Origin of the sequence: Microbacterium oxydans (genome assembly GCF_026559675.1) — a bacterium.
Classification (GTDB): Bacteria; Actinomycetota; Actinomycetes; order Actinomycetales; family Microbacteriaceae; genus Microbacterium; species Microbacterium oxydans_D.
On record NZ_CP092891.1, the window covers coordinates 688336 to 713401 of the forward strand.

A 25066-nucleotide genomic window follows, 5' to 3' on the forward strand; every position below is an offset into this window, starting at 1 on the left:
AATGAAGTCACCAACGAAAGCCCTGGTCGCCGGGGTCGCCGTGCTCGCCACGGTCGGCGCCCTCGCCGGCTGCACGTCGAGCGGCGATGACAGCGCCGACGGCAAGACCGAGCTGCGCGTCGCCACGTTCCCGCCGGGAGCCGACGCGGCGGCCTACGAGGCGTTCGCCGCCCAGGAGAAGCAGTTCGAGAAGGAGAACCCCGACATCGACATCATCGGTGTCGAGTACGAGTGGGAGGGCCCGACCTTCGCGGTGCAGCTCGCCGGCGGCAGCCTGCCCGACGTGTTCACCGTGCCGTTCACCGACTCCAAGACGCTGCTCGAGAACGGGCAGCTGATGGACGTGACCGACGCCATCGAGAAGCTCGGGTACACCGACAAGTTCAACCCGATCATCCTCGACGGGGTCACCGGCTCCGACGGGAAGATCTACGGGTTCCCGCGCCAGGCCTACGCGGCAGCGCTGCACTACAACCGCGACCTGTTCGAGGCGGCGGGGCTCGACCCCGACAACCCGCCGCAGACGTGGGACGAGATCCGCACGGCCGCGAAGGCGATCACGGACGCGACGGGCAAGGCCGGCTACGCGCAGATGGCGATCAACAACACGGGCGGGTGGCAGCTCACCTCGCAGACCGTGGCCCGCGGCGGTCGCACGCAGACCGACAACGGCGACGGCACGGCCGAGTCGACGATCGACAACGACGCCACCAAGGCCGCGCTGCAGTTCCTGCACGACGTGAAGTGGGAGGACAAGTCCTTCGGCTCCAAGGTCGACCTCGACTGGGGCACGATCAACCAGGAGTTCGCGGCCGGCAACATCGGCATGTACACGTCGGGTTCCGACATCTACACCGCACTGGTGCGCGACTTCGGCATGGACTCGTCGATCTACGGCATGACCGTCGTGCCGATGGACGGCGACGACCCCGGCACGCTCGGCGGCGGTGACATCGCGGTGATCAGCCCGACCGTCGACGAGGCCACCAAGGCGGCGGCCGTCACCTGGATCGACTGGTACTACATGCAGAAGCTGATGGACAAGGACGCCGCCGTCCTCGACGCCAAGACCCTGAACGAGTCGGGTCAGGCCGTCGGCACGCCGCTGCTCCCGGTGCTCAGCCGCGAGCTGTACGACGAGTCGCAGGAGTGGATCGCCGACTACATCAACGTCCCGGTCGAGCAGATGGCGCCGTTCAGCGACCGCATCTGGGACCAGACGCCGGTGGGCGAGCCGAAGGTGAAGACCCAGGAGGTCTACGCGCTCCTCGACACCGTGGTGCAGAAGGTGCTCACCGATCAGAACGCCGACATCGACGCTCTGCTCGCCCAGGCGCAGACCGATGCGCAGGCGAAGCTCGACGAGTAACACTTCATGACGATGACGCTCTCCGAGCAGCGGGCGGCGGTGGAGGACTCTCCGCCGCCCGCTGTGCGCCGTTCCCGCCGCCGCTCACCGCTCACGTGGTTCCGCGGCGGCGGGCTCGCGAACCTCCTGTTCGTGCTCCCCATGCTGTTCGTGTTCGTGTTCTTCTCCTGGTCGCCGATCGTGCAGTCGGTGATCATGAGCCTGCAGAAGACCAACCTGATCGTCTCCGAGTGGGTCGGATTCGACAACTACCTCGCCGTGATCGGCGACCCCGAGCTCGGCCGCGCCGTGATCAACACGCTGTGGTTCGCCGTGCTCGCCCTGCTCTTCGGGTTCCCGCTGCCGCTGCTGATGGCCGTGCTGATGAGCGAGGTGCGTCGCGGCAAGGGCATCTACTCCGCGCTCGCGTACCTCCCGGTCGTGATCCCGCCCGTGGTCGCGGTGCTGCTGTGGAAGTTCTTCTACAGTGCCGATCCGTCCGGTGTGTTCAACACGGTGCTCGGATTCGTCGGCATCCCCCCGCAGCCGTGGATCCAGGACGCCGTGCAGGCCATGCCCTCGCTCGTGCTCGAGGCCACCTGGGCGGGTGCGGGAGGATCGATCATCATCTACCTCGCGGCCCTCCTCGGCGTCCCGCCCGAGCTGTACGACGCGGCGGAGGTCGACGGCGCCGGCATCTGGAAGAAGGTCTGGCACGTCACGCTGCCGCAGCTGCGCGGGATCCTCTTCATCATGCTGATCCTGCAGGTCATCGCGACCGCGCAGGTCTTCCTCGAACCGTTCCTGTTCACCGGCGGCGGCCCTGCCGGCGCGACCAAGACCGTGCTGCTGTACATCTACGACAAGGCCTTCCGCAACAGTCTGGGCGGCGACTACGGCGAGGCGACGGCCGTCTCGGTGCTGCTCGCGATCGTCCTCGCCCTGCTCTCCTGGCTGTACTTCAAGCTGACCGACCGTTGGAGCACGACGTGAGCCTCACCACCCGCCTCTCGACCCGTGCCGCGGAGAAGGCGGCAGAGAAAGCCGCCGACAGCGTCGGGGACCGCACGGTCATCTCGGATTCGGAGCGTCGGCGCCCCGGCATCCGCGTCGGGATGTCGGTCACGCACGTCTTCCTCACGGTCGGCCTCGTGGTCGCCGGACTCGGACCGATCCTGTGGCTGGCGAAGTCGGCCGTGACGCCGACGCAGGACACCCTGCAGCAGCCGTTCGCGCTGTGGCCGAACGGGATCGACTGGGAGAACCTGTCGACCGCGTGGAACGACATCCACATCGACCAGTACTTCTTCAACACGGTGATCATCGCGCTCGGCGCCTGGTTCGTCCAGCTGCTCATCGCGACGACCGGGGGCTATGCGCTCTCGGTGCTGAAGCCGCGGTACGCGCCGATCCTGAACGCCCTGGTGCTGGCGACGCTGTTCATCCCCGGCATCGTGCTGCTCGTGCCGCTGTATCTGACGATCGTCCACCCGCCGCTGCTGGGGAACGTGAGCCTGCTCAACAATTACCTCGCGGTCTGGCTGCCGATGGGCGCGAATGCGTTCAACATCCTGCTGGTCAAGCGGTTCTTCGACAGTCTGCCGCGTGAGGTGTTCGAGGCGGCACGGACGGACGGCGCCGGTCCGTTCCGGCTGTTCTGGTCGATCGTGCTCCCGATGTCGAAGCCGATCCTCGGTGTGGTGTCGGTGTTCGCGATCATCGCGGCGTGGAAGGACTACCTCTGGCCGATGCTGGTGCTGCCGGATCCGTCCGTGCAGCCGCTGTCGGTGCGCCTCCCCGCCGTGCAGTCGCAGACCGAGCTCGACGTGTTCCTGGCGGCGCTGGCGATCGCGACGCTCATCCCGATCGCGATGTTCCTGATCTTCCAGTCGGTGTTCCTGCGCTCGGCCGGGCTCGGGGGCGCGGTCAAGGGCTAGGGCGCGACGACGCTCGCGCTCCTCGATGGGACCCATCGCCGCTCACGCGCGGCGGTGGGTCTCGGCGCGACTCAGACCTGCGGGGCGGGTGGCGCCGCAGGGTGCAGGGCGTCGATGAGAGCCGCCATGATGCCGGCCATGTCGACGGTCGGGTCGATCATCCACTGCAGCTGGAGCCCGTCGGAGGCGGCCTGGATCACTCGGGCGAGGGTGTCGGGGTCGAGGGCGGAACGTCGATCCTCGGTGCCGAAGTTCTCGACGATGGATCCGCGGAGGCGTTCGCTGCGGTCCAGGAAGTAGTTGTGGGCCGGATGCTCGGGGTCGGCCGCGTCCACCGAGAGGCGGGAGAAGAGGGCGACGAGTCCCGGGACCTCGGTGTTGTGGCGGATCACGTCGATGAACGCGGTTCTGGCCTCGGTGTCGGTGAGGCCGGCGGGGTCGAGGCCGTCGTGCTCGTCGCGCTTGCGGAGGACCTCGGTGAAGAGTTCCTCCTTCGAGCCGAAGTAGTGCAGCAGTGCGGCCGGGGTCACGCCGACCACCTCGGCGATCTCCTTGAGGGAGGCGTTCTGGTAACCCTTGCGCCCGATCACGTCGAGCGCGCTCTCCAGGATCTCCTCGCGTCGCGCGACACCCTTCGCGTATGAACCTCGTCGAGCCATGCTTCGAGACTAATCCTGAATGACGTTTGAAATCTAATACTGAAGGGCATAAGGTTTTCGCAAGGACATCGGCGTCGCCCGCGAAAGGATCACAATGACCGAGAACTCGGCTTCCGACCTCACCCTCGAGGAGAAGGCGTCGCTCACCAGCGGTGCGGACTTCTGGACCACGAAGGCCATCGACCGTGTGGGCATCCCCTCGGTGATGATGACCGATGGACCGCACGGTCTGCGCAAGCAGTCCGGCAGCTCCGACCACCTCGGCCTCGCCGACAGCGTCCCCGCGACGTGCTTCCCACCCGCCGTCGGCATCGGCTCCTCCTTCGACCCGGAGATCATCGAGCGCGTGGGTGCCGCGATCGGGATGGAGGCCGCGATCGAGAACGTCGCCGTCGTCCTCGGCCCCGGCATCAACATCAAGCGCTCGCCGCTGTGCGGACGCAACTTCGAGTACTTCTCGGAGGACCCGATCGTCTCCGGCATCCTCGGCGCCGCCTCGGTGCGCGGCATCCAGTCGAAGGGTGTCGGCACCTCGCTCAAACACTTCGCCGCGAACAACCAGGAGTTCGACCGCATGCGCGCGAGCTCCGACGTCGACCCCCGCCCGCTGCGCGAGATCTACCTGCGCGGATTCGAGCGCGTCGTGAAGGACGCATCGCCGTGGACGGTCATGTGCTCGTACAACAAGCTCAACGGGGTGTGGACCTCGGAGGACCCGTGGCTGCTCACCAGCGTGCTGCGCGACGACTGGGGCTTCGAGGGCCTCGTCGTCTCCGACTGGGGCGCCGTGAACGACCGCGTCGCCGGCGTCGCCGCAGGACTCGACCTCGAGATGCCCGCATCGGGTGGACGCACGGATGCCCAGCTCGTCGCGGCCGTGCGCGCCGGGACGCTCGAGGAGAGCGTGCTCGACTCGGCGGCTTCCCGGGCCATCGAGCTCGTGCGCAAGGCCGGCGAGCGTCCGGCCGTGGACGGACCGCTCGACGTCGATGCGCACCATGCGCTCGCCCGCGAGGCGGCCGGCCGGTCGATCGTGCTGCTGAAGAACGAGGGTGCGCTGCTGCCGCTCGCCGCCGACCAGAAGATCGCCGTGATCGGCGCGTTCGCGACCGAGCCGCGCTTCCAGGGGGCGGGCTCCTCGCTGATCAACCCCACCCGTGTCGACAAGGCTCTCGACGAGCTGCGCGCCGTCGGCGGCGAGAACGTCGCCTACGCGGCGGGCTTCGCGGTCGACGGTGGAACCATCGCGACCTCCGGTCGCACCGCGAACGACCTGCGGACAGAGGCCGTCGGCGTCGCCGGCGCGGCGGACGTGGCGGTGCTGTTCCTCGGTCTCCCGGCCGCGGAGGAGTCGGAGGGCTTCGACCGCGATCACATCGACCTCCCCGCCGATCAGCTCGCCGTGCTCGACGCGGTGCTCGAGGTGAACCCGCGGGTCGTCGTCGTGCTGTCGAACGGCGGCGTCGTGGCTCTGCCCTTCGCCGACCGCGTGCCCGCGATCATCGAGAGCTGGCTGCTCGGTCAGGCCGGCGGCGGCGCCGTGGCCGACGTTCTCTACGGTGCGGTGAACCCCTCGGGCAAGCTCACGGAGACCGTGCCCGTGCGACTTTCGGACAACCCCTCCTTCGGCAACTTCCCCGGTGAGTTCGGGCACGTCCGCTACGGCGAGGGGCTGCTGGTCGGCTACCGCTGGTACGACGCGAAGGGCCTCGACGTGACGTTCCCGTTCGGGCACGGCCTCTCCTACACGACGTTCGCATACGGCCCCGCGACGGCCGAGGTCGGGGCGGACGGCGACATCGTCGTGCGCGTCGACATCACCAACACCGGCGACCGCGACGGCCGCGAGGTCGTGCAGGTCTACACCGCCCTCGAGTCGTCGATCGTGCAGCGGGCTCCGCGCGAGCTCAAGGCGTTCGCGTCCGTCGCGCTCGCCGCGGGGGAGACCCGCACGGTCGAGCTCGTCGTGCGCCGGGAGGACCTCGCGTACTGGGACATCCGTGTCGACCGCTGGGTCGTCGAGGGTGGCGCCTACACGGTCGACGTGGCGGCATCCAGCCGTGACATCCGCGCGACGGTCTCGGTCGAGCTCAGTGGTGACGAGGTGCACCAGGAGCTGACCATGAACTCCTCGATCGGCGACCTGATCTCGCACCCGATCGCCGGTCCCGTCGTGCAGCAGGCGCTCGGCGGGCTGATGGCCGGGCTCGGCGGCGACGCCGCCGGGGCCTCCATGATGGCGAACGACGAGGCGATGCAGAAGATGATGGCGTCGTTCCCGATCGGACGCCTCGCCGGATTCCCCGGGCTCCCGGTGGACTTCGAGCAGATCGAGCAGCTGGTGGCCGCGGCGAACGCGGGCGGTCCTGCCGCCGGCTGACCCACGTACGGCACCTCGATGTCGGCCCCACGCCCGTCGCCGGGCCCACCGTGATGCACGTCCGTCACGGCGGGCACCGGCGAGGGCCGTGGGCCTCGATGAGCGTCAGGCGCGGGGGTCGAAGCGCGCGGGGGTGTGCGTCACGGCGACGAGGGCGCGCAGCTCCGCCAGCGTCGCCGGCGCCGCGCCGAGCGTGCGCGCCTGGATGAGCACGTTGCCCAGGGCCGTCGCCTCGACGGGACCGGCCAGCACGGGGAGTCCGGTCCGATCGGCGGTGGCCTGGCAGAGCAGTCGGTTGAGGGACCCTCCGCCGACGAGGTGGATGCTGTCGAGTCCACGCCCGGACAGCTCGGCCGCGGAGCGGACGGCACGCGCGAAGGCGTCCGCGATCGACTCGATGATGCTCCGCGCGAATGCGGGCCTCTCGGACGGTGCCGCCTCGCCGAGCAGCGCCGCGATCCGCGCCGGCATGTCGCCGGGGGCGCTGAGCGTCGGGTCGTCGGCGTCGAACACCGGCACCTCGTCCGAGACCGCGGATGCCGCGGCCAGCAGCTCCGGCAGGTCGATGCCCGCGCCGTCCTCGGCCTCCCAGGCCCGCACGGTCTCGCTGAGCAGCCAGAGGCCCGTGACGTTGTGCAGGAACCGGAACCGGCCGTCGACGCCGAGCTCGTGGGTGAAGTTCGCCTCGCGGGCGGCATCCGTCAGCACCGGCTCGGCCAGCTCCACGCCGACCAGGCCCCAGGTGCCGCAGGAGATGTACGCCGAGTGCGGGGTCGAGAGCGGAGCGGCCACGACGGCGGATGCGGTGTCGTGCGAGCCGACCGCGATCACCGGGAGCTCCTTGCCGATGCGTGCGACCAGGTCGGGGCGAAGCGTGCCGATGGTCGTGCCCGGGTCGACGAGTGGCGGCAGGATGCTCGTCGGGGTGCCGAGACGATCGGCCAGGGCCGTGTCCCACTCGCCGTCCGCGACACCGAGCAGGCCGGTGGTCGAGGCGTTCGTGCGCTCGGCCACGGCGGACCCGGTGAGCAGGAACGCGATGAGGTCGGGGATCAGGAGAGCGGTGTCGGCCTCGGCGAGCCGTGCATCGACCCGGTACTGGTACAGGGTGTTGAACGGCAGGAACTGCAGGCCGTTTCGCTGATACAGCTCCGCGAACGGGGCGAGCGCATGCACCTCGGCGACGCCGCGCGTCGTGCGGTCGTCGCGGTAGTGGAACGGCTCCGCGAGGAGCTCGCCGTCCCGCAGCAGACCGTAGTCGACAGCCCAGGAATCGATCCCGATGCTCTCGATGCCCGGCTCGCGCCGCACCGCCTCGGCGAGGCCCTCGACGACGTGCGCGTACAGGGCCTCGAAGTCCCAGTGCAGTCCGTCCTCGCGTTCGACGGGTCCATTGGGGAACCGTGACACCAGCTCGAGGTCGAGCCGGTCGTCGCCGATCCGCCCGATCATGACGCGGCCGCTGGTCGCCCCGAGGTCGACGGCCGCGACCGCGTGGAGGGTCATCGCAGGAAGGCCGCGGCGACGCCCGAGTCCACCGGGATGTGCAGGCCGGTGGTGCGGCTGAGCTCGGGACCGGTCAGCACGTACACGGCGTCGGCGACGTTCTCGGGGACGACCTCGCGCTTCAGGATCGTGCGGTTCGCGTAGAACTGCCCGAGGTCCTCTTCTGCGACGCCGTAGGTCGCGGCGCGATTCGCGCCCCACCCGGAGGCGAAGATGCCGGAGCCGCGCACGACACCGTCGGGGTTGATGCCGTTGACCCGGATGCCGAACTCGCCGAGCTCGACCGCCAGCAGCCGCACCTGGTGGGCCTGGTCGGCCTTGGTCGCGGAGTAGGCGATGTTGTTCGGGCCGGCGAAGACGGAGTTCTTCGACGAGATGTAGATGATGTCGCCGCCGAGCTTCTGGTCGATGAGCACGCGGGCGGCGGCCTTCGACACGAGGAACGAGCCCTTGGCCATGACGTCGTGCTGCAGATCCCAGTCTTTCTCCGTGGTCTCCAGCAGGGGCTTCGACAGGGAGAGCCCGGCGTTGTTGACCACGAGGTCGACACCGCCGAACGCGAGCACCGCCTCGTTCAGGGCGGCCTGGACGGCATCGGCATCCGCGACGTTCGCGGCGACGCCGATCGCGACGTCCGTGTTCCCGAGCTCGGCGGCCGCGGCCTGCGCCTTCTCGAGATCGAGGTCGGCGATCACGACGCAGGCCCCCTCCGCGGCGAGACGCGTGGCGATGGCCTTGCCGATGCCCGAAGCGGCGCCGGTGACGAAGGCGATGCGGCCCTGGTGCGACTTCGGCTTCGGCATCCGCTGCAGCTTCGCCTCCTCCAGCGCCCAGTACTCGATGCGGAACTTCTCGGCATCCGAGATCGGCGCGTAGGTCGACAGGGACTCGGCGCCGCGCATCACGTTGATCGCGTTGACGTAGAACTCGCCGGCGACGCGAGCGGTCTGCTTGTTGGCGCCGTAGGAGAACATGCCCACGCCGGGGACCAGCACGATGAGCGGATCGGCGCCGCGGATCGCGGGGGAGTCGGCCGTCGCGTGGGCGTCGTAGTAGGCCTGGTAGTCGGCGCGGTACTGCTCGTGCAGCTCGTGCAGGCGCGCCGTCTGCTCCTCGACGGAGGCGGTGGCCGGCAGGTCGAGGAGAAGCGGCTTGACCTTGGTGCGCAGGAAGTGGTCGGGGCAGCTGGTGCCGAGGGCGGCGAGGGCCGGAGCCTTCTCCGACGCGAGGAAGTCGAGCACGACGTCGGCGTCGGTGAAGTGACCGACCATCGGCTTGTCCGTGGAGGCGATGCCGCGGACGGTGCCGGCGAGGGCCGCCGCACGCTCCCGACGCTCGGAGGCGGGCAGCGCCTCGAATCCGGAACGGACGCCGCCGAACGGCTCGGTCGTGCCGTGCTCGGCGATGTACGCGGCCGCGGTGTCGATGATCCAGAGGGAGTGCGCCTCGGCGTCCTCGGAGGTGTCGCCCCACGCGGTGATGCCGTGCCCGCCCAGGATGCAGCCGATCGCCTGCGGGTTCTTCCGCTTGATCTCGGCGATGTCGAGTCCGAGCTGGAAGCCGGGACGACGCCAGGGCACCCAGACCACCTTCTCGCCGAAGATCGTCGCCGTGAGCGCTTCGCCATCGGCCGCGGTCGCGATCGCGATGCCGGAGTCGGGGTGCAGGTGATCGACGTGCGCCGCATCGACCAGGCCGTGCATGGCGGTGTCGATCGACGGGGCGGCTCCCCCCTTGCCGTGCAGGCAGTAGTCGAACGCGGCGACCATCTCGTCTTCCCGGTCGAGCCCGGGGTAGACGTCGACGAGCGCGCGCATGCGGTCGAGGCGGAGCACGGCCAGGCCGCTCTCGGTCAGGGTCCCGAGGTCGCCGCCCGAGCCTTTGACCCACATCAGCTCGACGGGCTGACCGGTCACCGGGTCGGTCGCGGTGCCCTTGGCGGAGGTGTTCCCGCCGGCGTAGTTGGTGTTCTTCGGATCGGCGCCCAGGCGGTTGCTCCGCGCGATCAGAGCGGCAGCGGTGGGGTTCGTCATGATTCCTCGGTTCGTTTCAGCGGGGGCGGGAGAGCGTGCGGGGCGGGGGCGCTCAAGCGCCCCAGCCGGCCTGCACGCCGCCCACGCGGTCGGCGGCGATCTGCTGCTGGTATCCGGATGCGGCGTAGGCGGCCATCGGGTCGGCGGCGAGCCCGCGCGACTCGCGCCATTCGGCGAGGGCCGGGCGCACGTCGGTGTAGAAGGCGTCCATGAAGACGGCGTTGGCGGCGAGCACGTCGCCCGACTTCTGCGCCGCGGTGAGGGCGTCGCGATCGACGAGCAGTGCGCGGGCGGTCATCTCCTGCACGTTCAGCACCGAGCGGATCTGACCGGGGATCTTGTCCTCGACGTTGTGGCACTGGTCGAGCATGAACGCCACGTCGGGGTTGTTCAGGCCGCCGCCGCGGATGACCTCGAAGAGGATGCGGAACAGCTGGAACGGGTCGGCGGCGCCCACGATCAGGTCGTCGTCGGCGTAGAAGCGCGAGTTGAAGTCGAACGACCCGAGCTTGCCGAGACGCAGCAGCTGCATCACGATGAACTCGATGTTGGTGCCGGGCGCGTGGTGGCCCGTGTCGAGGCACACCATCGCCTTGTCACCCAGGGCACTCACCTGGGCGTAGGAGGTGCCCCAGTCCGGAACGTCGGTGTGGTAGAAAGCGGGCTCGAAGAACTTGTACTCGAGCACGAGGCGCTGGTCGTCGCCGAGGCGCGCGTAGATCTTCTGCAGCGACTCCTGCAGGCGGTCCTGCCGGCCGCGCAGATCCGCCTGGCCGGGGTAGTTGGAGCCCTCGGCCAGCCAGATCTTCAGGTCGCGGCTGCCGGTCGCGTCCATGACGTCGATGCAGGCGAGGTGGTGGTCGATGGCCTTCTGCCGGATGGCGGCATCCTCGTGCGTGAGGGCGCCGAACTTGTAGTCGTCGTCCTGGAAGGTGTTGGAGTTCACCGTGCCGAGCTCGACTCCGAGGTCTTCGGCGTGCGCGCGCAGGTCGTCGTACGAGTCGACCAGGTCCCACGGGATGTGCAGCGCCACCTTGGGTGCGAGCGCCGTGTACTTGTGGACCTGTGCCGCGTCGGCGATCTTCTCCCACGGGTCGCGCGGGGTGCCGGGGGTGCCGAACACCTTGAACCGGGTGCCGGAGTTGCCGAAGGCCCAGCTGGGCAGCTCGATGCCCTGCTGCTCGAGGATGGCGAGGTTCTCGGAGGAGAGGATGCTCACGATGCACTGCTTTCGTTGTCGATGACGGGAGTGGTGCGCTCGCCGACGGCGGCGAGCTGGTCTTCGAGGTGGAACACCTCGGTGAGAGGTGCGGCCGCCTGGTCGGGGCGCCCGTCGAGGCCGAGGAAGAACCGGCTCATCTCCGCCTCCCAGCGCGCGGCCACGGGGGAGGCGGCGAGGTAGGCCTGGGCGGCGGTGTCGTCATCGGTCTCGTAGTAGCCGAAGAGGGTTCCGCCCGCGCCGAGGAAGAGCGAGTAGTTGCGTCGCCCGGAGGCGGCGATCTCCGCGAGCATCTCGGGACGAACCGGGGAGTGCCGCGCGAGGTACTCGTCGAGCAGCTCGGGACGGACCTGCAGCTGAAAGCCGACGCGCGTCATACGTGGGTCCTTTCGATGTCCGGTCGGCGCTCGAGAGCGCCGACCGGACGGGGCGACTCAGAAGTCGAAGTCGCCGATGTTGTCGGCGTTGAACTCGAACGGGTCGCCGAGCAGGACGACGCCGTCGGCGCCGACCGTGTACGTGCCGAGGTCGCCCGCCTCGAAGGTGTCGCCCTCTTCGCCGGTGATGTCACCCGCGATGAGAGCCTGGGCGGCGAACGCCGCGAGGTAGCCGAGATCAGCCGGGTTCCAGAGAGCGAAAGCCGTGACGGTGCCGTCCTCGACGTACTCGCGCATCTGGTTCGGGGTGCCGAGTCCGGTGAGCGCGACCTTGCCCTTGAAGTCCGACGTCGAGAGGTAGCGCGCGGCCGCAGCGATGCCGACCGTGGTGGGCGAGATGATGCCCTTCAGATCGGGGTGCGTCTGCAGCAGCGCTGCCGTCTTGTCGAAGGACGTCTGGTCGTCGTCGTCGCCGTAGACCGTCTCGACGATCGTGATGTCCGGGTACTCGCTCGCGACGTACTCCTTCATCAGGTCGATCCAGGCGTTCTGGTTGGTGGCGTTCGCGGAAGCCGACAGCACCGCGATCTCGCCGGCGCCGCCGATCTGCTTGGCGATCAGGTCGACCTGCACCTTCGCGATGCCCTCGGAGTCGGCCTGGTTGATGAACAGGTCGCGGCATTCGGGATTCGTGTCGGAGTCGAAGGTGACGACCTTGACGCCGGCGTCGCGGGCCTCGTTGAGGGCGTCGCAGATGGCCTTCGGGTCGTTCGCCGAGACGACGAGCGCACCGACCCCCTGCTGCGTGGCCGTGTTGATGTAGCTGACCTGGGCATCCGGGGTGGCCTCCGCCGGACCGACCTCGGAGAACGTTCCTCCGAACTCCTCGACGGCCTTCTTGCCGCCTTCGCTCGAGGTGTCGAAGTACGGGTTGCCGAGGTTCTTCGGCAGGAAGGTGATCGCGAGGTTGGAGCCGTCGCCACCCGAGTCGCCGCTTCCGCTGTCGCTCGAGGCGGTGCATCCGGTGAGGGCGACCGCCGCCGCCACCGCGAGGGCGGCGAAGGCGGTCACACGCTTGCGTGCAAACGTCATTGTTCGTTCCTTTCGTCGGAGAGTGCCGCGGGTGCGGCGTCCATCGGTGTCATGGAGCTGTGGTTGCGACACCGGAGGGGGTTCTGCCCGGTCGGCGGCGCGTCTTCTGCAGCCAGGCCAGGAAGCTTGCGGCCACCACCGAGATCACGAGGAGCGTCCCGGTGATGATGTTGATGACGTCGGAGGTGACGTTCACGAGGCGCAGCGCGCTGGCGAGCGACCCGATGAGGAGCGCGGCGGCGATGACGCCGTAGATCTTGCCCCGTCCGCCGAAGACCGAGACTCCGCCGAGCACCACGGCTGCGATCACCTGGAGCTCGAGGCCGGTCGCGTTGTCGCCACGGGCACTGCCGTATCGGAGGGTGTAGAAGATGCCGGCGAAGGCGGCGACCACTCCGGAGAGGACGAAGAGAGTGAACTTCGTGCGCTCGACGTTCACGCCCGAGAAGTGCGCCGCATCCTTCGACAGGCCCACCGCATACACGCCGCGGCCGAAGGGTGTGAAGTGCAGCAGCACGACGAACACCACCACGAGGAGCAGGAAGGGGAGAGTGATGACCGGGATCGGCGTTCCCGTGAACTTCGCCTTGGCGAGATCGGTCCAGAACTCGGGGAAGTCGGTGACGGCCGTGGTGCCGAGCAACCCGACCGCGAGCCCGCGGAAGAGGGCCAGGGTGCCGATCGTCACCGCGAGCGAGGGAAGACCCACGACGGTGACCAGGAACCCGTTGAACGCGCCGCCGACAATGCCGACGGCGAGCGCGGCGAGCGCGGCGATCTCGAACGGCATCCCACCCTGCACGAGTGCGCCCGTCACGACGCTCGAGAGCCCGACCATGCTGCCGACGGAGAGATCGATCTCGCCCGTGATCATGATGAGCGTCATCGGGAGCGCGATGAGGAGGATGGGGGCGATGTCGAGCACCAGGTAGGTGAAGGTGATCGGCTGGCCGAAGCCGCGGATGCTGCTCGCCGCGACAGCGGCGACGACGAGGAGGAGCCCGACGATCGCGGCTTCGCGCGTGAGGAGCACGCGCCGCCAGAGCGGCTTCTCGAAGTCGCGGATCACGCGGGTGCTCGCGGTGGTGGTCGCGGTGGTCATGATTCGTCCCTCGCCTCGATGAGCCGCCGTTTCTGCCGGACCGCGAGCACGCGGTCGAGCACGATGGCGCCGATGATGAGCAGGCCGACCACGGCACGCTGCCAGAAGTCGGGGATGCCGAGGATCGGCAGTGCGCGGTTGATGGTCAGCAGGAGCACGGCGCCGATCGCCGCTCCCCAGACCGATCCGATTCCGCCGGTGATCGCGACGCCGCCGATGACCGCGGCCCCGACGGCGTCGAGCTCCCAGCCGGCTCCGGCCTGCGAGTTGATGGTGCCGTAGCGGGCGGCGTAGAACACACCGGCGAGCCCGGCCAGTGCACCCGACAGGATGAAGGCGGTGAGGACGCGCCGGGTGACGCGCAGGCCGTAGAGCTCGGCAGCGGCGGGATCGGAGCCGATCGCGTAGTACTCGCGACCACCTCGCGTGTTCTTCATGTACCAGGCCGCCGCCGCGAGCACGACGAGCGCGACGATCGCCAGGATCGGGATGCCCACGATCTGTCCGGTGCCGAGAGCGAGGAAGTCCTTCGGCATGTCGGAGGCGTTCACGCGGTCGCTGCCGGTCCACAGCACGTTGATCCCGCGATACGCGTACAGGGTGCCGAGGGTGATCACCATCGCCGGGACTTTCGCGAACGCCACGAGGGCGCCGTTCACGAGTCCGAGCAAGGCGCCGAAGACGACCGCGGCGATCACGACGAGGACGATCGGGATGCCGGGGATGTCGATGAACAGTCGACCGGTCAGGTAGGCGGTGAGCCCCATCACGGAGCCGACCGAGAGATCGACGTTCCGGGTGATGAGGACGATCGCCTGCCCGACGGCGACGAGGACCAGGATCGACGGCGTCAGCAGCAGGTCGCGCCAGCCATCCGGGCTGAACAGGAATTTCGGGTTGTTCAGCGTCGCGGCGGTGATCACCAGGACGAGCGCGAGCAGGATCCCGAACTCACGGGCTCTGCCCAGGCCGGAGACCCGCTTCGTGAGTGCGGAGACGGGGATGGCGGTGGTCACGAGGAGAGCTCCGATGCGTGCGTCGCGGCGAACATGACGTTCTCGGAGGTGGCCTCCGAGCGAGTGATCTCGGCGGTGATGCGGCCCTCCCGCATCACGAGCACATGGTCGGCCATGCCGAGGACCTCCGGGAGCTCCGACGAGATCATGAGGATTCCCATGCCCTGACCGGCGAGTTCGGAGAGCAGGCGATGCACCTCCGACTTGGTGCCGACGTCGATTCCCCGCGTCGGCTCATCGATGAGGAGCACCTGCGGCTGCGTGGCGAGCCACTTCGCGAGGACCACCTTCTGCTGGTTCCCGCCCGAGAGCGTGGCGGCGACGGTGTCGAGGGCGTGTGTCTTCACCTCGAGTCGACTCGCCCATTCCCGGGCGGAGCGGTTCTCGACCGCGGTGGTGATCAGTCCGAGCTTCGCGAGGCGCCGGCGGATGGCGAGAGTGATGTTGCCGCCGACTCCCGCCTCGATCACGAGGCCCTGTCTGCGGCGGTCCTCGGGCACGAGCGCGAGTCCCGCGCGCATCGCCTCGACAGGTCGTCGACCGGGGATGCGGCGGCCCTTCATACGCACGACGCCCTGCCGGTACCCGTCGACGCCGAACACGGCGCGCGCGACCTCGCTGCGTCCGGCGCCGACGAGGCCGGCCAGCCCGACGATCTCGCCGGAGCGGACGGTGAAGGAGATGTCATGGAAGATGCCGGGGCTCGTGAGTCCCTCGACCTCGAGCAGCGGCTCGCCGATCGTCGTCTCCTGCTTCGGGAAGAGCTCGGTCACCTCGCGGCCGACCATCTGATGGACGATCTCGTCGACGGTCGTCGTGGCGATCGAACTCGTCGAGATGTAGGCGCCGTCCCGCATCACCGTGACCACGTCGCACAGGTCGAAGACCTCGTCGAAGCGGTGGGAGATGAAGATGAGTCCGCGGCCCTCATCGCGCAGGCTGCGAGCGATCGCGAAGAGACGCTCGACCTCGACACCGGAGAGGGCGGCAGTCGGCTCGTCCATGATCAGCAGACTCGCGTCCAAGGAGACCGCCTTGGCGATCTCGATCACCTGCTGGTCGGCGATCGACAATCCCTCGGCGGGGCGATCGGGGTCGATTCCGACACCCAGCCGCGTGAACAGGCGCTCGACCTCGTGCCGCATGGCCTTGCGGTCGATCCGTCCGAAACGGTTGGTGGGCTGACGGCCCATGAAGATGTTCTCGGTGACGGAGAGGTCGGGGAACAGCGTGGGCTCCTGGTAGATGACGGCGACGCCGGCGGCCTTGGACTGCGCCGTGGAGGTGAAATCCACCTCTTCGCCCCGCAGGCGGAAGTCTCCGGCGTCCCGTTGGTAGAGGCCGGCCACGATCTTGACGAGCGTCGACTTCCCGGCGCCGTTCTCTCCGACGAGGGCGTGGATCGAACCGGCGTCCACGGAGATGGTGGCGGAGCGGAGGGCGACCACTGCACCGAAGGCCTTCGTGACGGCGGAGAGTTCCAGCACCGGGGTCGATGAAGGTGAGGTCATCATTTCTCTCTTCGTTGAGGGACTGAATCGTTTCAAACCCTTTCGGCATCGACAGTATGGCATGTGTTGACGGCTGTCAAGGCGGCATGAGAGTCTGAGGAAACGCGCCTCGCATGATTCGTTTCAGGGGCGGTCGGCGACGGATGGGGGACGCAGTGGCTGCCAGTGTGAAGGAAGTCGCCGAAGACGCCGGAGTCTCCGTCGGCACGGTGTCGAACGTGCTCAACCGCCCGGAGAAGGTCGCCCCGCGGACAGTGGCCAGGGTTCAGGCGTCGATCGCCCGTCTGGGCTTCGTGCGCAACGACGCGGCGCGTCAACTCCGAGCGGGTCGGAGTCGGACGATCGGGCTCGTCGTGCTCGACATCCGCAACCCGTTCTTCGCCGAGATCATCCGCGGTGCCGAGGAGCGCGCCGACGAGCACGGACTCGCCGTGCTGGTGGCCAACAGCGATGAGAAGCAGCAACGGGAGGCGATGCACCTCGACCTGTTCGAGGAGCAGCGCGTGACCGGGGTGCTGGTCACGCCCGTCACCGAGTCGCTGCCCCGCCTCGCACAGATGCAGGAGCGCGGGACGCCGGCCGTACTGGTCGACCGGGAGTCGCAGGACGGCCGGTTCGGCTCCGTCGCCGTCGACGACGTCGAGGGCGGTCGCATCGCGGTCGAGCACCTGCTCGCGATCGGTCGTCGTCGCATCACGTTCGTCGGTGGACCGGTCGCCCTGCGGCAGGTGTCGGATCGCCTCGGGGGTGCGCAGGCGGCCGCCGGCGCAGCGGGCATCGGCGTGGAGTTCCTGTCGACGGGAGCGCTCACCGTGGAGGAGGGACGGCGCGCGGGTGTGCAGATCCTCGCTCGCGAACGGGGCGATCGTCCGGACGCGATCTTCGCGGCGAACGACCTGCTGGCTCTCGGACTGCTGCAGAGTCTCGTGATGACCGGGGATGCGCGCGTGCCGGAGGACATCGCCCTGATCGGATACGACGACATCGACTTCGCCGCAGCGGCCGTCATCCCGCTGAGCTCCGTGCGTCAACCGGCAGCCCTCATCGGGTCGACGGCCGTCGATCTGCTGCTCCGTCGTCAGGGGCAGGATCCGCAGCCGCGCGAGCACGTCCTGTTCCGTCCGGAGCTCGTCACGAGGGCGTCGACGATCGGCAGCTGAGGCGGCTCTTCCGCGGCCGTGGTTCTCAGCGCGGCAGCGGAACGGTCCGCGAGTGCGTACCGTGACCGAGCTCCTCCGGCGGGGCGCCGGGCAGGTCGAGCTCGGCGGTCGCGCCGACGGGGACGACGAGGTCGACGCGCAGGTCGTTCCCCTCGATGCGCCACGCGATCGAGGCCTCCCCGTAGGGAGTGCGCTGCGTCGCCGAGGCGTGCGTGAGCCCGCCACCCGGCCGTGGCGCGAACCGGATACGGCGGTAGCCCGGTTCGGCGGGGGCGAGTCCGGCCACCGTCCGGTGCAGCCAGTCGGCCACCGCCCCCAGCGCGTAGTGGTTGAACGACGTCATGGTCCCCGGGTTGACGGTGCCGTCCGGGAGCATCGCGTCCCACCGCTCCCAGATCGTGGTCGCGCCCTGCACCACCTGGTACAGCCACGACGGACAGTCCTGCTCCAGCAGCAGGTCGTAGGCGGTGTCGGTGTGGCCGGTCACGGAGAGCGCGTCGCTGACGAGCGGCGTGCCGACGAAGCCGGTCGCGATGCGGTTGCCGGCGGCGCGCACGAGCTCGGCGAGGCGTGCGCCGGCCTGTGCGCGCTGTGTCTCGTCCGCGAGCAGATCGAACGTGATGGCCAGGGCGTACGCGGTCTGCGCATCCGATGTCATCGTGCCGTCGGCCCGCACGTACGCGCCGCGGAACGCGGCGGCCACCTCGTCGGCGAGGGTGCCGTAGTGCGCGGCTTCGGCGGCGCGGCCGAGCACCTTCGCCATGTCGGCGACCGCGCGGGCCGATCGTGCGAAGTAGGCCGTGGCGACGAGGTAGCGATCGGTGCGCGCGTCGGCGGGGTCCTGAGGGGGAGCGGCGGGATCGAGCCAGTCGCCCAGCTGGAAACCCTCGTTCCACAGGCGATCGGGGCCGGCGAGGGCGTCGATCCGGTCGACCCAGCGCCGTGCGCTCTCGAACTGCGCGGCCAGGACCCCCTCGTCGCCGAAGCGCTGGTACAGGGTCCACGGCAGCAGGGCCGCGACGTCGCCCCACGCGGCGCCGGGGCGGGCCGGGGACCATGTCTTGTGCGACGGGATCACCGGTACGAACCACGGCACCGTGCCGTCGGGCAGCTGGTCCGCCTCGAGGTCGCGGAGCCAACCGGACAGCATCCCCGAGACGTCGAACAGCGTCGAGGCCGTCGGTCCGAACACCTGGATGTCGCCCGTCCAGCCCACGCGCTCATCACGCTGCGGGCAGTCGGTCGGGATGTCGACGAAGTTGCCCCGCATGCCCCACACGACGTTGCGGTGCAGCTGCTCGACCAGCGGGTCGGAACACGTGAACCAGCCGGTGCGCTCGAGGTCGGTGTGCAGCACGCGGGCTGTGAGCGCGCCGGCGGCCGCATCCGCATCGAGGTCGCCCGGCCAGCCGGAGACCTCGGCGTATCGGAAGCCGTGGAACGTGAACCGCGGCTCCCACTCCTCGCCGTCGGGGCGGCCGGCGAGCGTGTAGTTGTCCGTCGAGCGGGCGCTGCGCAGCGGGCGGGTGTAGATCTCGCCCTCCTGCAGCACCTCCGCGGTGCGCAGTGTGACCGTCGATCCGCTCGGTCCGGTGACCCGGATGCGGATGCGTCCGACGAGGTTCTGCCCGAAGTCGAGGATGCGGGCGCCGCTCGGCGAGGTCAGCACCGCGACGGGCGCGACCTCCTCGGTCACCCGCACCGGCGGGGCGGTGGGGGCGACCAGGGTGCGCGGGTCCCGCTCGCGCACGGCGACCGGCAGCCACCCGGTGTCGTCGAACGAGCCGGTCGACCAGTCGGGCACCTCCCGCCGCGCGTCGTGGTCCTCGCCGTCGTAGATCCCGGATCGGAGGATCGGGGAGAGCGCCGCTTTCCAGGTGCCGTCGGTCGCGACCGTGTCGCGGCGTCCGTCGGCGTAGGTGATCTCCAGCTGCCCGAGGAACGACAGGTCGCTGCCGAAGACGTTGCGGAATCCCCCGCGCCAGCCGAGCCGGCCGCGGTACCAGCCGTCGCCGAGCCAGGCGCCGAGAGCGTTCTGGCCCGGGAGGAGCAGGTCGGTCACGTCGTAGGTGTAGAAGCGCAGGCGCTCGCGATAGACCGTCCAGCCGGGGGAGAGCGTGTCGGATCCGACGCGGACGCCGTTGATCTCCGCCTCGTACAGGCCGTGCGCGGTGGCGTAGAGCCGGGCTCGGACGATCTCGCCGTCGACGCGGAAGCCCGTGCGCACCAGGGTGGGGCGGCGATCGTCGCTCTCCGGGTCCTCGTCGAGATCGGCGCCGACGGGGCGCGCCGACCAGTCGTCCGCGTGCAGGAGGCCGGCTTCGAGGGTCGTGGCGGGGCTCGGAGCCGACCACGCCCCGTCGTCGCCCTGCACCGCGATGCGCACGGTGACGCGTTCGCGCGAGTCGAGGGCGCGGCCCGGCCAGGGCACCAGCACCTGCGAGGGAGAGGCGACCTCGACGGTCTCCTCTCCGTCGGCGCGGGTGAGCGTGACGGCGTAGCGCTGCTGGCGCCAGTCGGCGGGAGCGTCGGACAGGGTCCAGCTCAGGCGCGGGCGGGATTCGCCGATGCCGAGCGGTTCGCGGTGGTGCTCGATGCGGGGCGCGGAGACGGTCGTCATGCTCCTCATCCTCGCTGATGGAGATGTCCGGGATCCGTCCGTAGTCGGACTGCCCGGCGATCAGGTCGTGGCGGCCTCGCTGTGCCGCCGGCGCAGGTCGGTGGCGCTCGGTATCCCTCGCGAGAAGAGGAGGGACAGGAGGCTGATGAGGATCAGCCCGAAGAAGGCGATGCGCAGCGACGACAGCTGGGAATCGCGGTAGACCGTCGCGAGGGTGTCGGCATCCGCGTCGCTCAGCCCGGCCTTCTCCGCGATCGCGGCCACGTCGGCGGCGGGGACGATCGTGACGCCGTGCTCGGTGGCCGCGGCCACGGTCGTCTTCGTGCCGTCCGGCAGGTCGCTCGCCGCGACGCCCGATGCGAAGGAGGTCGACAGCGCGCCGATGAGGATCGAGCCGATCAGCGCGGTGCCCAGCGACGAGCCGAGGTTCTGGAACACGCCCTGCAGGCCGCCCACCTCGCTCGTCTCCTTCTCCGTCACGCTCGACATGTTCACGTTCCCGAGCTGCGAGGCGAGCAGCCCGAGCGCGGCGCCGGACAGGAACATCCCGGTGGCGAAGAGTCCGCTGCGCAGGTCGCTCGTGGCCGAGCCGAGCAGGATCAGAGCGCTGACGACGAGGATCAGCTGTCCGATGCGCACGATCGTCCGCGGCGAGGCGCGGCGCGAGAGCCGGGTGCCCACGATCGAGAACAGCACCAGCGCGATCGACAGCGGGAAGATGCGGATGCCGGTCTCCAGCGCGTCGAGGCCGAGCGTCATCTGCAGGTACACCGGCACCATGAAGAACAGTCCGGCGGTCACCGTGTACTGGGCGCCCAGCACCGACAGTCCGCTGCGCAGCGCCGTGATCGAGAACATCCCGACGTGCACGAGCGGTGGGCGCCCGGCGCGTTCCAGATGGCGCTGTCGGGAGAGGAACAGGGCGAGCAGGGCGACACCGACCACGATGAACCAGGCGGCGGGGGAGATGCCGAGCGGGGTGATCGTGACGCCGCCGATGACGGGCGGATTCAGCGGCAGGACCCATCCCCAGATCTTGCTCTGCAGCATCCCGAACACCACGGCCACGAGTCCGACGGAGGAGAGGGCGACGCTGAGGACGTCGATGCGGATGGGCTGTCGCGGCGTGGGGTCGGTGATGATCCGGGCGCACAGCACCACGCCGATCATGATGACCACCTCGGCGACGAACACGTAGCGCCAGTCGAAGTACGTCGTCACGTACCCGCCGATCAGCGGCCCCGCGGCGACGGCGGCGCCGGAGACCGCCCCGATGATCGCGAAGGCCGTGATGCGCTCGCGCCCGCGGTAGTTGTCGGCGACGAGGGCCGCGATCGCGGGGATGACGAGCACCGCCCCGAGGCCCTCGATGACCGACCAGCCGAGGAAGAGGAACTGCACGTTCGGGCTCAGCGCCGTGATCAGCGACCCCGCGGCGTAGATGCAGGAGCCGATCACGAACGCTCGGCGACGACCCCACACGTCGCCCAGCTTCGCGCCCAGGAGCATGAACGCGGCCATCGTGAGGGTGTAGAACGTGATCGCGCCCTGCATGGCGGCCACCGTGGTGTCGAGGTCGGTCACCACGGTCGAGATCGACACGTTCATCACGGTGCCGTCCAGGACCATCACGAACTGGGCGGATCCGAGCACGGCGATGACGCTCCATCTCTTCATGACGGCTCCTTCGAGGCTGCGGATGATGCGGGTCCGGATGATGCGGGCGCGGTGCGTGCGCTCGTGCCGCGCATGATGCGGGCGACGGCGGTGATGAGGAAGAGCTGGCCGGTGATGGCCTCGGCGACCGCGACCGCCTGCGGACCCGCGCCGGTCGGGACGAGGTTGCCGTAGCCGGTGGTGGTGAGCGTCGTGAACGAGAAGAAGAGCTGGTTGGCGAGCGAGTCGTCGTCCGCCCCGTCGAACATCGGCACCGACGACAGGAGGGAGAACAGGTTGAAGACGAAGGTGAAGAAGAGGCCGACCAGCACATAGGCGGTGATGGCGGCCAGCAGGGCCTCGAGGTTGAGTCCGCGGCGCGTGACCTGGTGCGTGATGATCGTGGCCGGGGCGACCAGCAGCGCGATCATCGACGCCGTCGAGAAGACGATGTCGAGCGCGTGGCCGCTCGCCCCCACGAGCGCCGCCACGATGGTGGCGAGTCCGGCCGCCGACAGGATCACCCACGCGATGCGCTGCACCAGCGGTCGCGTCCCGGTGACGTGGAACACCACGGCGACCGTCACCAGGATCACGAGGAACGCCCACGGACTCGGGTTCGTGCCGCGTTGCGCGGCGCACAGCGCATACGACACGACGAGGAGCACGAGGACGATCGCATACCCGGATGCCCCGCCGAGGATGCCGTCGGGGCGTCTGCTGCGCACGCGGGAAGACCTGTCTCGGCGGGGAGCGCTCACCGTCCCGGCTCCTCGGAGGCCATCGACGGCAGGCGTCCGGATGCGAGCGCCTCGCGGAGTGCCGCGTGGTCGCGGTCGTTCTGGTCGGCGTAGGTGTCGGCGAAGGCGCAGACCGCCTCGTCGAAGGCGCGACCGCGGCCGAGGTAGCCGGCGACCTCCAGGCGATCCCCGCTCCTGGCGTGCGCACGGGCGAGAGTCTCGCCGCAGATGCGCGCGTAGAGTGCGGCGCCGCGCGGAGTCATCGCATCCGGGTCGATCCCGCCCTTCCAGTCGTGGAGCTGGCGGACGTAGAAGTCGCGCGTGATGCCGTCGGCGCCGGTCACCCGCTGCCATCCCAGGAAGATGTCGCTGGCCGCCTGCATGAGCCGCTGCCCGCGCACGACGCGTTCCGCCTCTCCCGCGTGCTCTCCGGCGCCGAGGAACCGTTCGAGCACCGACGGCTGGGCCGTCTTGGCCTGCAGCAGCAGCGGGTCGTCGTCGTTGCGTCCGCTGAGGAGGATGACCCAGGCGCGGGTGCCCACGCTGCCGATCCCGCCGATCGTCCTCGCCATGTGCCGGTAGCGGTACTCGGAGATCGGATGCCGGTCGCCGGGCAGGGTCACCCGGTACGCGGCGAGGAGCTCGCGCATGGTGTCCACCTCGTCCGGCACCCCTTCGCCGTCGGGAAGCAGGTCTTCGACCGGGGTCACCAGCGGCGGGTTCGGGATGATGCGCAGCTGGCCGTCGACGACCCGGACGAGTCGCGCGAACGACCGCATCCGATCGCGCTTGCGGGCCTTCTTCAGCGCGGCGTCGAGCCGCAGGACGGTCTCGTCGTCGGCCTGCCGTCGATCCCGCTCCGCCCGGACCCGTCGCCGCGCGCTCTCGGCGTCGAACCGGTCGTACCAGGCGTCGAGGACGGGGGAGTCGGCGGCGCGGCGCATCGCTCTCCGGTACCCGCGGACCGAGGCGCGGACGCAGGCGCGGATCTCCTCGGCCGAGAAGCCGCGATGGCGTCCGGCCACGGCGAAGCTCGTCGCGAGCCGCTTCAGATCCCACTCGAACGGCCCGGGAAAGGTCTCGTCGAAGTCGTTCATGTCGAAGATCATCCGGCGCTCCGGGGTGCCGAACAGCCCGAAGTTCGACAGGTGCGCATCCCCGCACAGCTGCACGGTGATCCCGGTGTGCGGCATCGTGGCGAGGTCGGATGCCATCAGCAGGGCGGCTCCGCGGTAGAAGGCGAAGGGGGATGCCGCCATCCGCTCGTACCGCAGCGGGACGATGTCGAGGTCCCGTGTGGTGGCCTGCCCCTCCAGGAGGGCGATCGGGTCCGGACGGCCCGGGCCGGGATCCCACGGGCCCTGCTGCGAGCGCGGTGCACGGGCACGGGCGTCGCGGCCGTGGCTCCGTCTCGTGACGAATTCGGGCGCCACGGCGTCCGGCGCCCGGAAGTCGTCGCTCGCGTCGGCGTTCTCGCGTCTCACCATGTCGCACCTCGCACCCGTGTGTCGACGGCGCGGGAGCCGGAGGGCCGGAGGAGGTTCCCCGGGCCGGGTGCGGGCGGCGTCGCACCGTCATCGTCGCACTGCCCGACGGCGACGGGGCGACCGTGTCACCCTTTCGGGGCGATGCGCCCGCGTGACGGTGGGTGCGCTCAGGCGGGGGAGGGCGTGCCGCGTTTCGCGCTCGCGCCGCGCATGATCCGTGCGACGGCCGTGATCAGGAACAGCTGGCCGGTGATGCCCTCCGCGATGGCGATCGCCTGCCCGCCCGTTCCGACCGGGACCAGGTTGCCGTACCCCGTCGTGGTGAGGGCCGTGAAGGAGAAGAAGAGCTGGTTGCCGAGGGAGTCGAGGCTCTTCTCGCCGAACATCGGGGTCGGCGAGATCTGCGACATCAGGTTGTAGACGAACGCGAAGAACATCCCGACGAGGATGTACGCCGTGATGGCCGCCAGCAGTGCCTCCAGGTCGAGCCCGCGGCGGGTGACCTGATGGATGATGATCGCACCGGGCGCGACCAGCAACGCGATCATCGATGCGGCGGACAGTGGGATCGCCAGCACCGGGCCGTCGATGCCGAACGCGGTGGCGATGATCGCGGCGGCGCCCGCGACGGACAGCACCACCCACGACACGCGCTGCACCAGGCGCCGTGCCCTGGTCACGTGGAACACGATCGCGACCGTCGCCAGCATCGCGAGGAACGCCCACGGGCTCGGGTCGGTGCTGGGCTGCGTGGCGCACAGCCCGTAGGAGAGGATGAGCAGGGCGAGGACGATCGCGTAGCCGACGCCGCGGTCATCCCAAAAGCGGCGGATCCGGGCGGTGTCGTGATCCGCATTCCTCGTGTCTGGGCGGGGCATGGCTGGTCCTCTTCCGCGCGGTGGACGGCGACGTCCACGATGTGCGGCCAGTATCCCAGCGCCCGTGCGCATCCCCGGTCAGTGCGGGTGCGCGTCGGTCAGAAGGGGGTCGTCCCTCTCGGTTCGTCTCTGCTCTCCCGACCCGTTATGATGGCTAGGTGCATCCGTGCTTTCGGGTCGGATGCCTGGAGACGTCGCATAGTCCGGCCGAGTGCACCACCCTGCTAAGGTGGAGTCCCCTCACGGGGACCAGGGGTTCAAATCCCCTCGTCTCCGCACTTGTTTCAGCTGGTCATAGCTGATTTCCGCGTGGCCCCGAGAAGGCTGTCCCACGCCCCGACCGCT

At 69.6% G+C, this 25066-nt stretch carries 19 protein-coding genes and 1 tRNA gene; 6 read left to right on the plus strand and 14 right to left on the minus strand.

Annotated elements, in window-relative coordinates:
• The first annotated feature begins 1 nt into the window (after position 1).
• The 3 genes from MME74_RS03240 to MME74_RS03250 are packed head-to-tail and all read left to right on the plus strand — an operon-like array spanning position 2 to position 3285.
• A complete protein-coding gene (locus MME74_RS03240; protein ID WP_267417252.1) occupies positions 2-1369 on the plus strand; it encodes an ABC transporter substrate-binding protein in 1368 nt (455 codons plus the stop codon).
• A 6-nt stretch (positions 1370-1375) separates the two neighbouring features.
• Positions 1376-2341 (plus strand): carbohydrate ABC transporter permease, encoded by a 966-nt coding sequence (locus MME74_RS03245; RefSeq protein ID WP_267417253.1) that lies wholly within the window; start codon positions 1376-1378, stop codon positions 2339-2341.
• On the plus strand, positions 2338-3285 hold the full coding sequence (locus MME74_RS03250; protein WP_267417254.1) for a carbohydrate ABC transporter permease: 948 nt from the start codon (positions 2338-2340) through the stop codon (positions 3283-3285). Before MME74_RS03245 ends, MME74_RS03250 begins: the two co-directional genes overlap by 4 nt.
• Before the next feature lie 71 nt (positions 3286-3356).
• On the opposite strand, the gene MME74_RS03255 is transcribed toward MME74_RS03250, so the two are convergent.
• Positions 3357-3944 carry a TetR/AcrR family transcriptional regulator gene (locus tag MME74_RS03255; protein ID WP_267417255.1) on the minus strand — a complete coding sequence of 196 codons (588 nt, stop codon included), beginning with the start codon at positions 3942-3944 and terminating at the stop codon, positions 3357-3359.
• A gap of 94 nt (positions 3945-4038) precedes the next feature.
• Between MME74_RS03255 and MME74_RS03260 the strand changes: the two genes are divergently transcribed.
• Positions 4039-6324 carry a glycoside hydrolase family 3 C-terminal domain-containing protein gene (locus MME74_RS03260; RefSeq protein WP_267417256.1) on the plus strand — a complete coding sequence of 762 codons (2286 nt, stop codon included), beginning with the start codon at positions 4039-4041 and terminating at the stop codon, positions 6322-6324.
• A 105-nt stretch (positions 6325-6429) separates the two neighbouring features.
• On the opposite strand, the gene MME74_RS03265 is transcribed toward MME74_RS03260, so the two are convergent.
• Genes MME74_RS03265 through MME74_RS03300 form a run of 8 tightly spaced genes read right to left on the minus strand, consistent with a single transcriptional unit; the run spans position 6430 to position 16183 of the window.
• A complete protein-coding gene (locus MME74_RS03265; protein ID WP_267417257.1) occupies positions 6430-7830 on the minus strand; it encodes a rhamnulokinase in 1401 nt (466 codons plus the stop codon).
• Positions 7827-9863 (minus strand): bifunctional aldolase/short-chain dehydrogenase, encoded by a 2037-nt coding sequence (locus MME74_RS03270; protein WP_267417259.1) that lies wholly within the window; start codon positions 9861-9863, stop codon positions 7827-7829. Before MME74_RS03270 ends, MME74_RS03265 begins: the two co-directional genes overlap by 4 nt.
• Positions 9864-9915: 52 nt before the next feature.
• Entirely contained in the window at positions 9916-11082 is a 1167-nt protein-coding gene (gene rhaI, locus MME74_RS03275; protein WP_267417261.1) for an L-rhamnose isomerase, read from the minus strand.
• The gene (locus tag MME74_RS03280; RefSeq protein WP_267417262.1) at positions 11079-11459 is read right to left on the minus strand and encodes an L-rhamnose mutarotase; all 381 of its coding nucleotides are present in this window, start codon (positions 11457-11459) and stop codon (positions 11079-11081) included. Before MME74_RS03280 ends, rhaI begins: the two co-directional genes overlap by 4 nt.
• A gap of 57 nt (positions 11460-11516) precedes the next feature.
• Positions 11517-12551, minus strand: coding sequence for a rhamnose ABC transporter substrate-binding protein (rhaS, locus tag MME74_RS03285; protein WP_267417263.1), 1035 nt, complete (start codon positions 12549-12551; stop codon positions 11517-11519).
• Positions 12552-12600: 49 nt separating this feature from the next.
• Positions 12601-13653, minus strand: a complete 1053-nt coding sequence (locus MME74_RS03290) for an ABC transporter permease (protein ID WP_267417264.1) — start codon at positions 13651-13653, stop codon at positions 12601-12603.
• Positions 13650-14669 carry an ABC transporter permease gene (locus tag MME74_RS03295; protein WP_267417265.1) on the minus strand — a complete coding sequence of 340 codons (1020 nt, stop codon included), beginning with the start codon at positions 14667-14669 and terminating at the stop codon, positions 13650-13652. Before MME74_RS03295 ends, MME74_RS03290 begins: the two co-directional genes overlap by 4 nt.
• On the minus strand, positions 14666-16183 hold the full coding sequence (locus MME74_RS03300; protein ID WP_267417267.1) for a sugar ABC transporter ATP-binding protein: 1518 nt from the start codon (positions 16181-16183) through the stop codon (positions 14666-14668). The genes MME74_RS03295 and MME74_RS03300 overlap by 4 nt, the downstream gene beginning before the upstream one ends.
• 152 nt (positions 16184-16335) lie before the next feature.
• On the opposite strand from MME74_RS03300, the gene MME74_RS03305 reads away from it, so the two are divergent.
• Positions 16336-17340, plus strand: a complete 1005-nt coding sequence (locus MME74_RS03305) for a LacI family DNA-binding transcriptional regulator (RefSeq protein ID WP_267417268.1) — start codon at positions 16336-16338, stop codon at positions 17338-17340.
• A gap of 25 nt (positions 17341-17365) precedes the next feature.
• Here MME74_RS03305 and MME74_RS03310 read toward each other — a convergent pair whose 3' ends face one another.
• From MME74_RS03310 to MME74_RS03330, 5 genes are all read right to left on the minus strand, one after another.
• Positions 17366-19960 (minus strand): glycoside hydrolase family 78 protein, encoded by a 2595-nt coding sequence (locus tag MME74_RS03310; protein WP_267417269.1) that lies wholly within the window; start codon positions 19958-19960, stop codon positions 17366-17368.
• A 60-nt stretch (positions 19961-20020) separates the two neighbouring features.
• Positions 20021-21637 (minus strand): MFS transporter, encoded by a 1617-nt coding sequence (locus tag MME74_RS03315; RefSeq protein ID WP_267417270.1) that lies wholly within the window; start codon positions 21635-21637, stop codon positions 20021-20023.
• The gene (locus MME74_RS03320; RefSeq protein ID WP_267417271.1) at positions 21634-22377 is read right to left on the minus strand and encodes an ion channel; all 744 of its coding nucleotides are present in this window, start codon (positions 22375-22377) and stop codon (positions 21634-21636) included. Before MME74_RS03320 ends, MME74_RS03315 begins: the two co-directional genes overlap by 4 nt.
• Entirely contained in the window at positions 22374-23843 is a 1470-nt protein-coding gene (locus MME74_RS03325; protein ID WP_267417272.1) for a DUF2252 domain-containing protein, read from the minus strand. Before MME74_RS03325 ends, MME74_RS03320 begins: the two co-directional genes overlap by 4 nt.
• Before the next feature lie 167 nt (positions 23844-24010).
• Positions 24011-24721 carry a potassium channel family protein gene (locus MME74_RS03330; protein ID WP_267417273.1) on the minus strand — a complete coding sequence of 237 codons (711 nt, stop codon included), beginning with the start codon at positions 24719-24721 and terminating at the stop codon, positions 24011-24013.
• Positions 24722-24908: 187 nt separating this feature from the next.
• On the opposite strand from MME74_RS03330, the gene MME74_RS03335 reads away from it, so the two are divergent.
• A tRNA-Ser gene (locus MME74_RS03335) sits at positions 24909-24997 on the plus strand.
• Positions 24998-25066 lie beyond the last annotated feature (69 nt).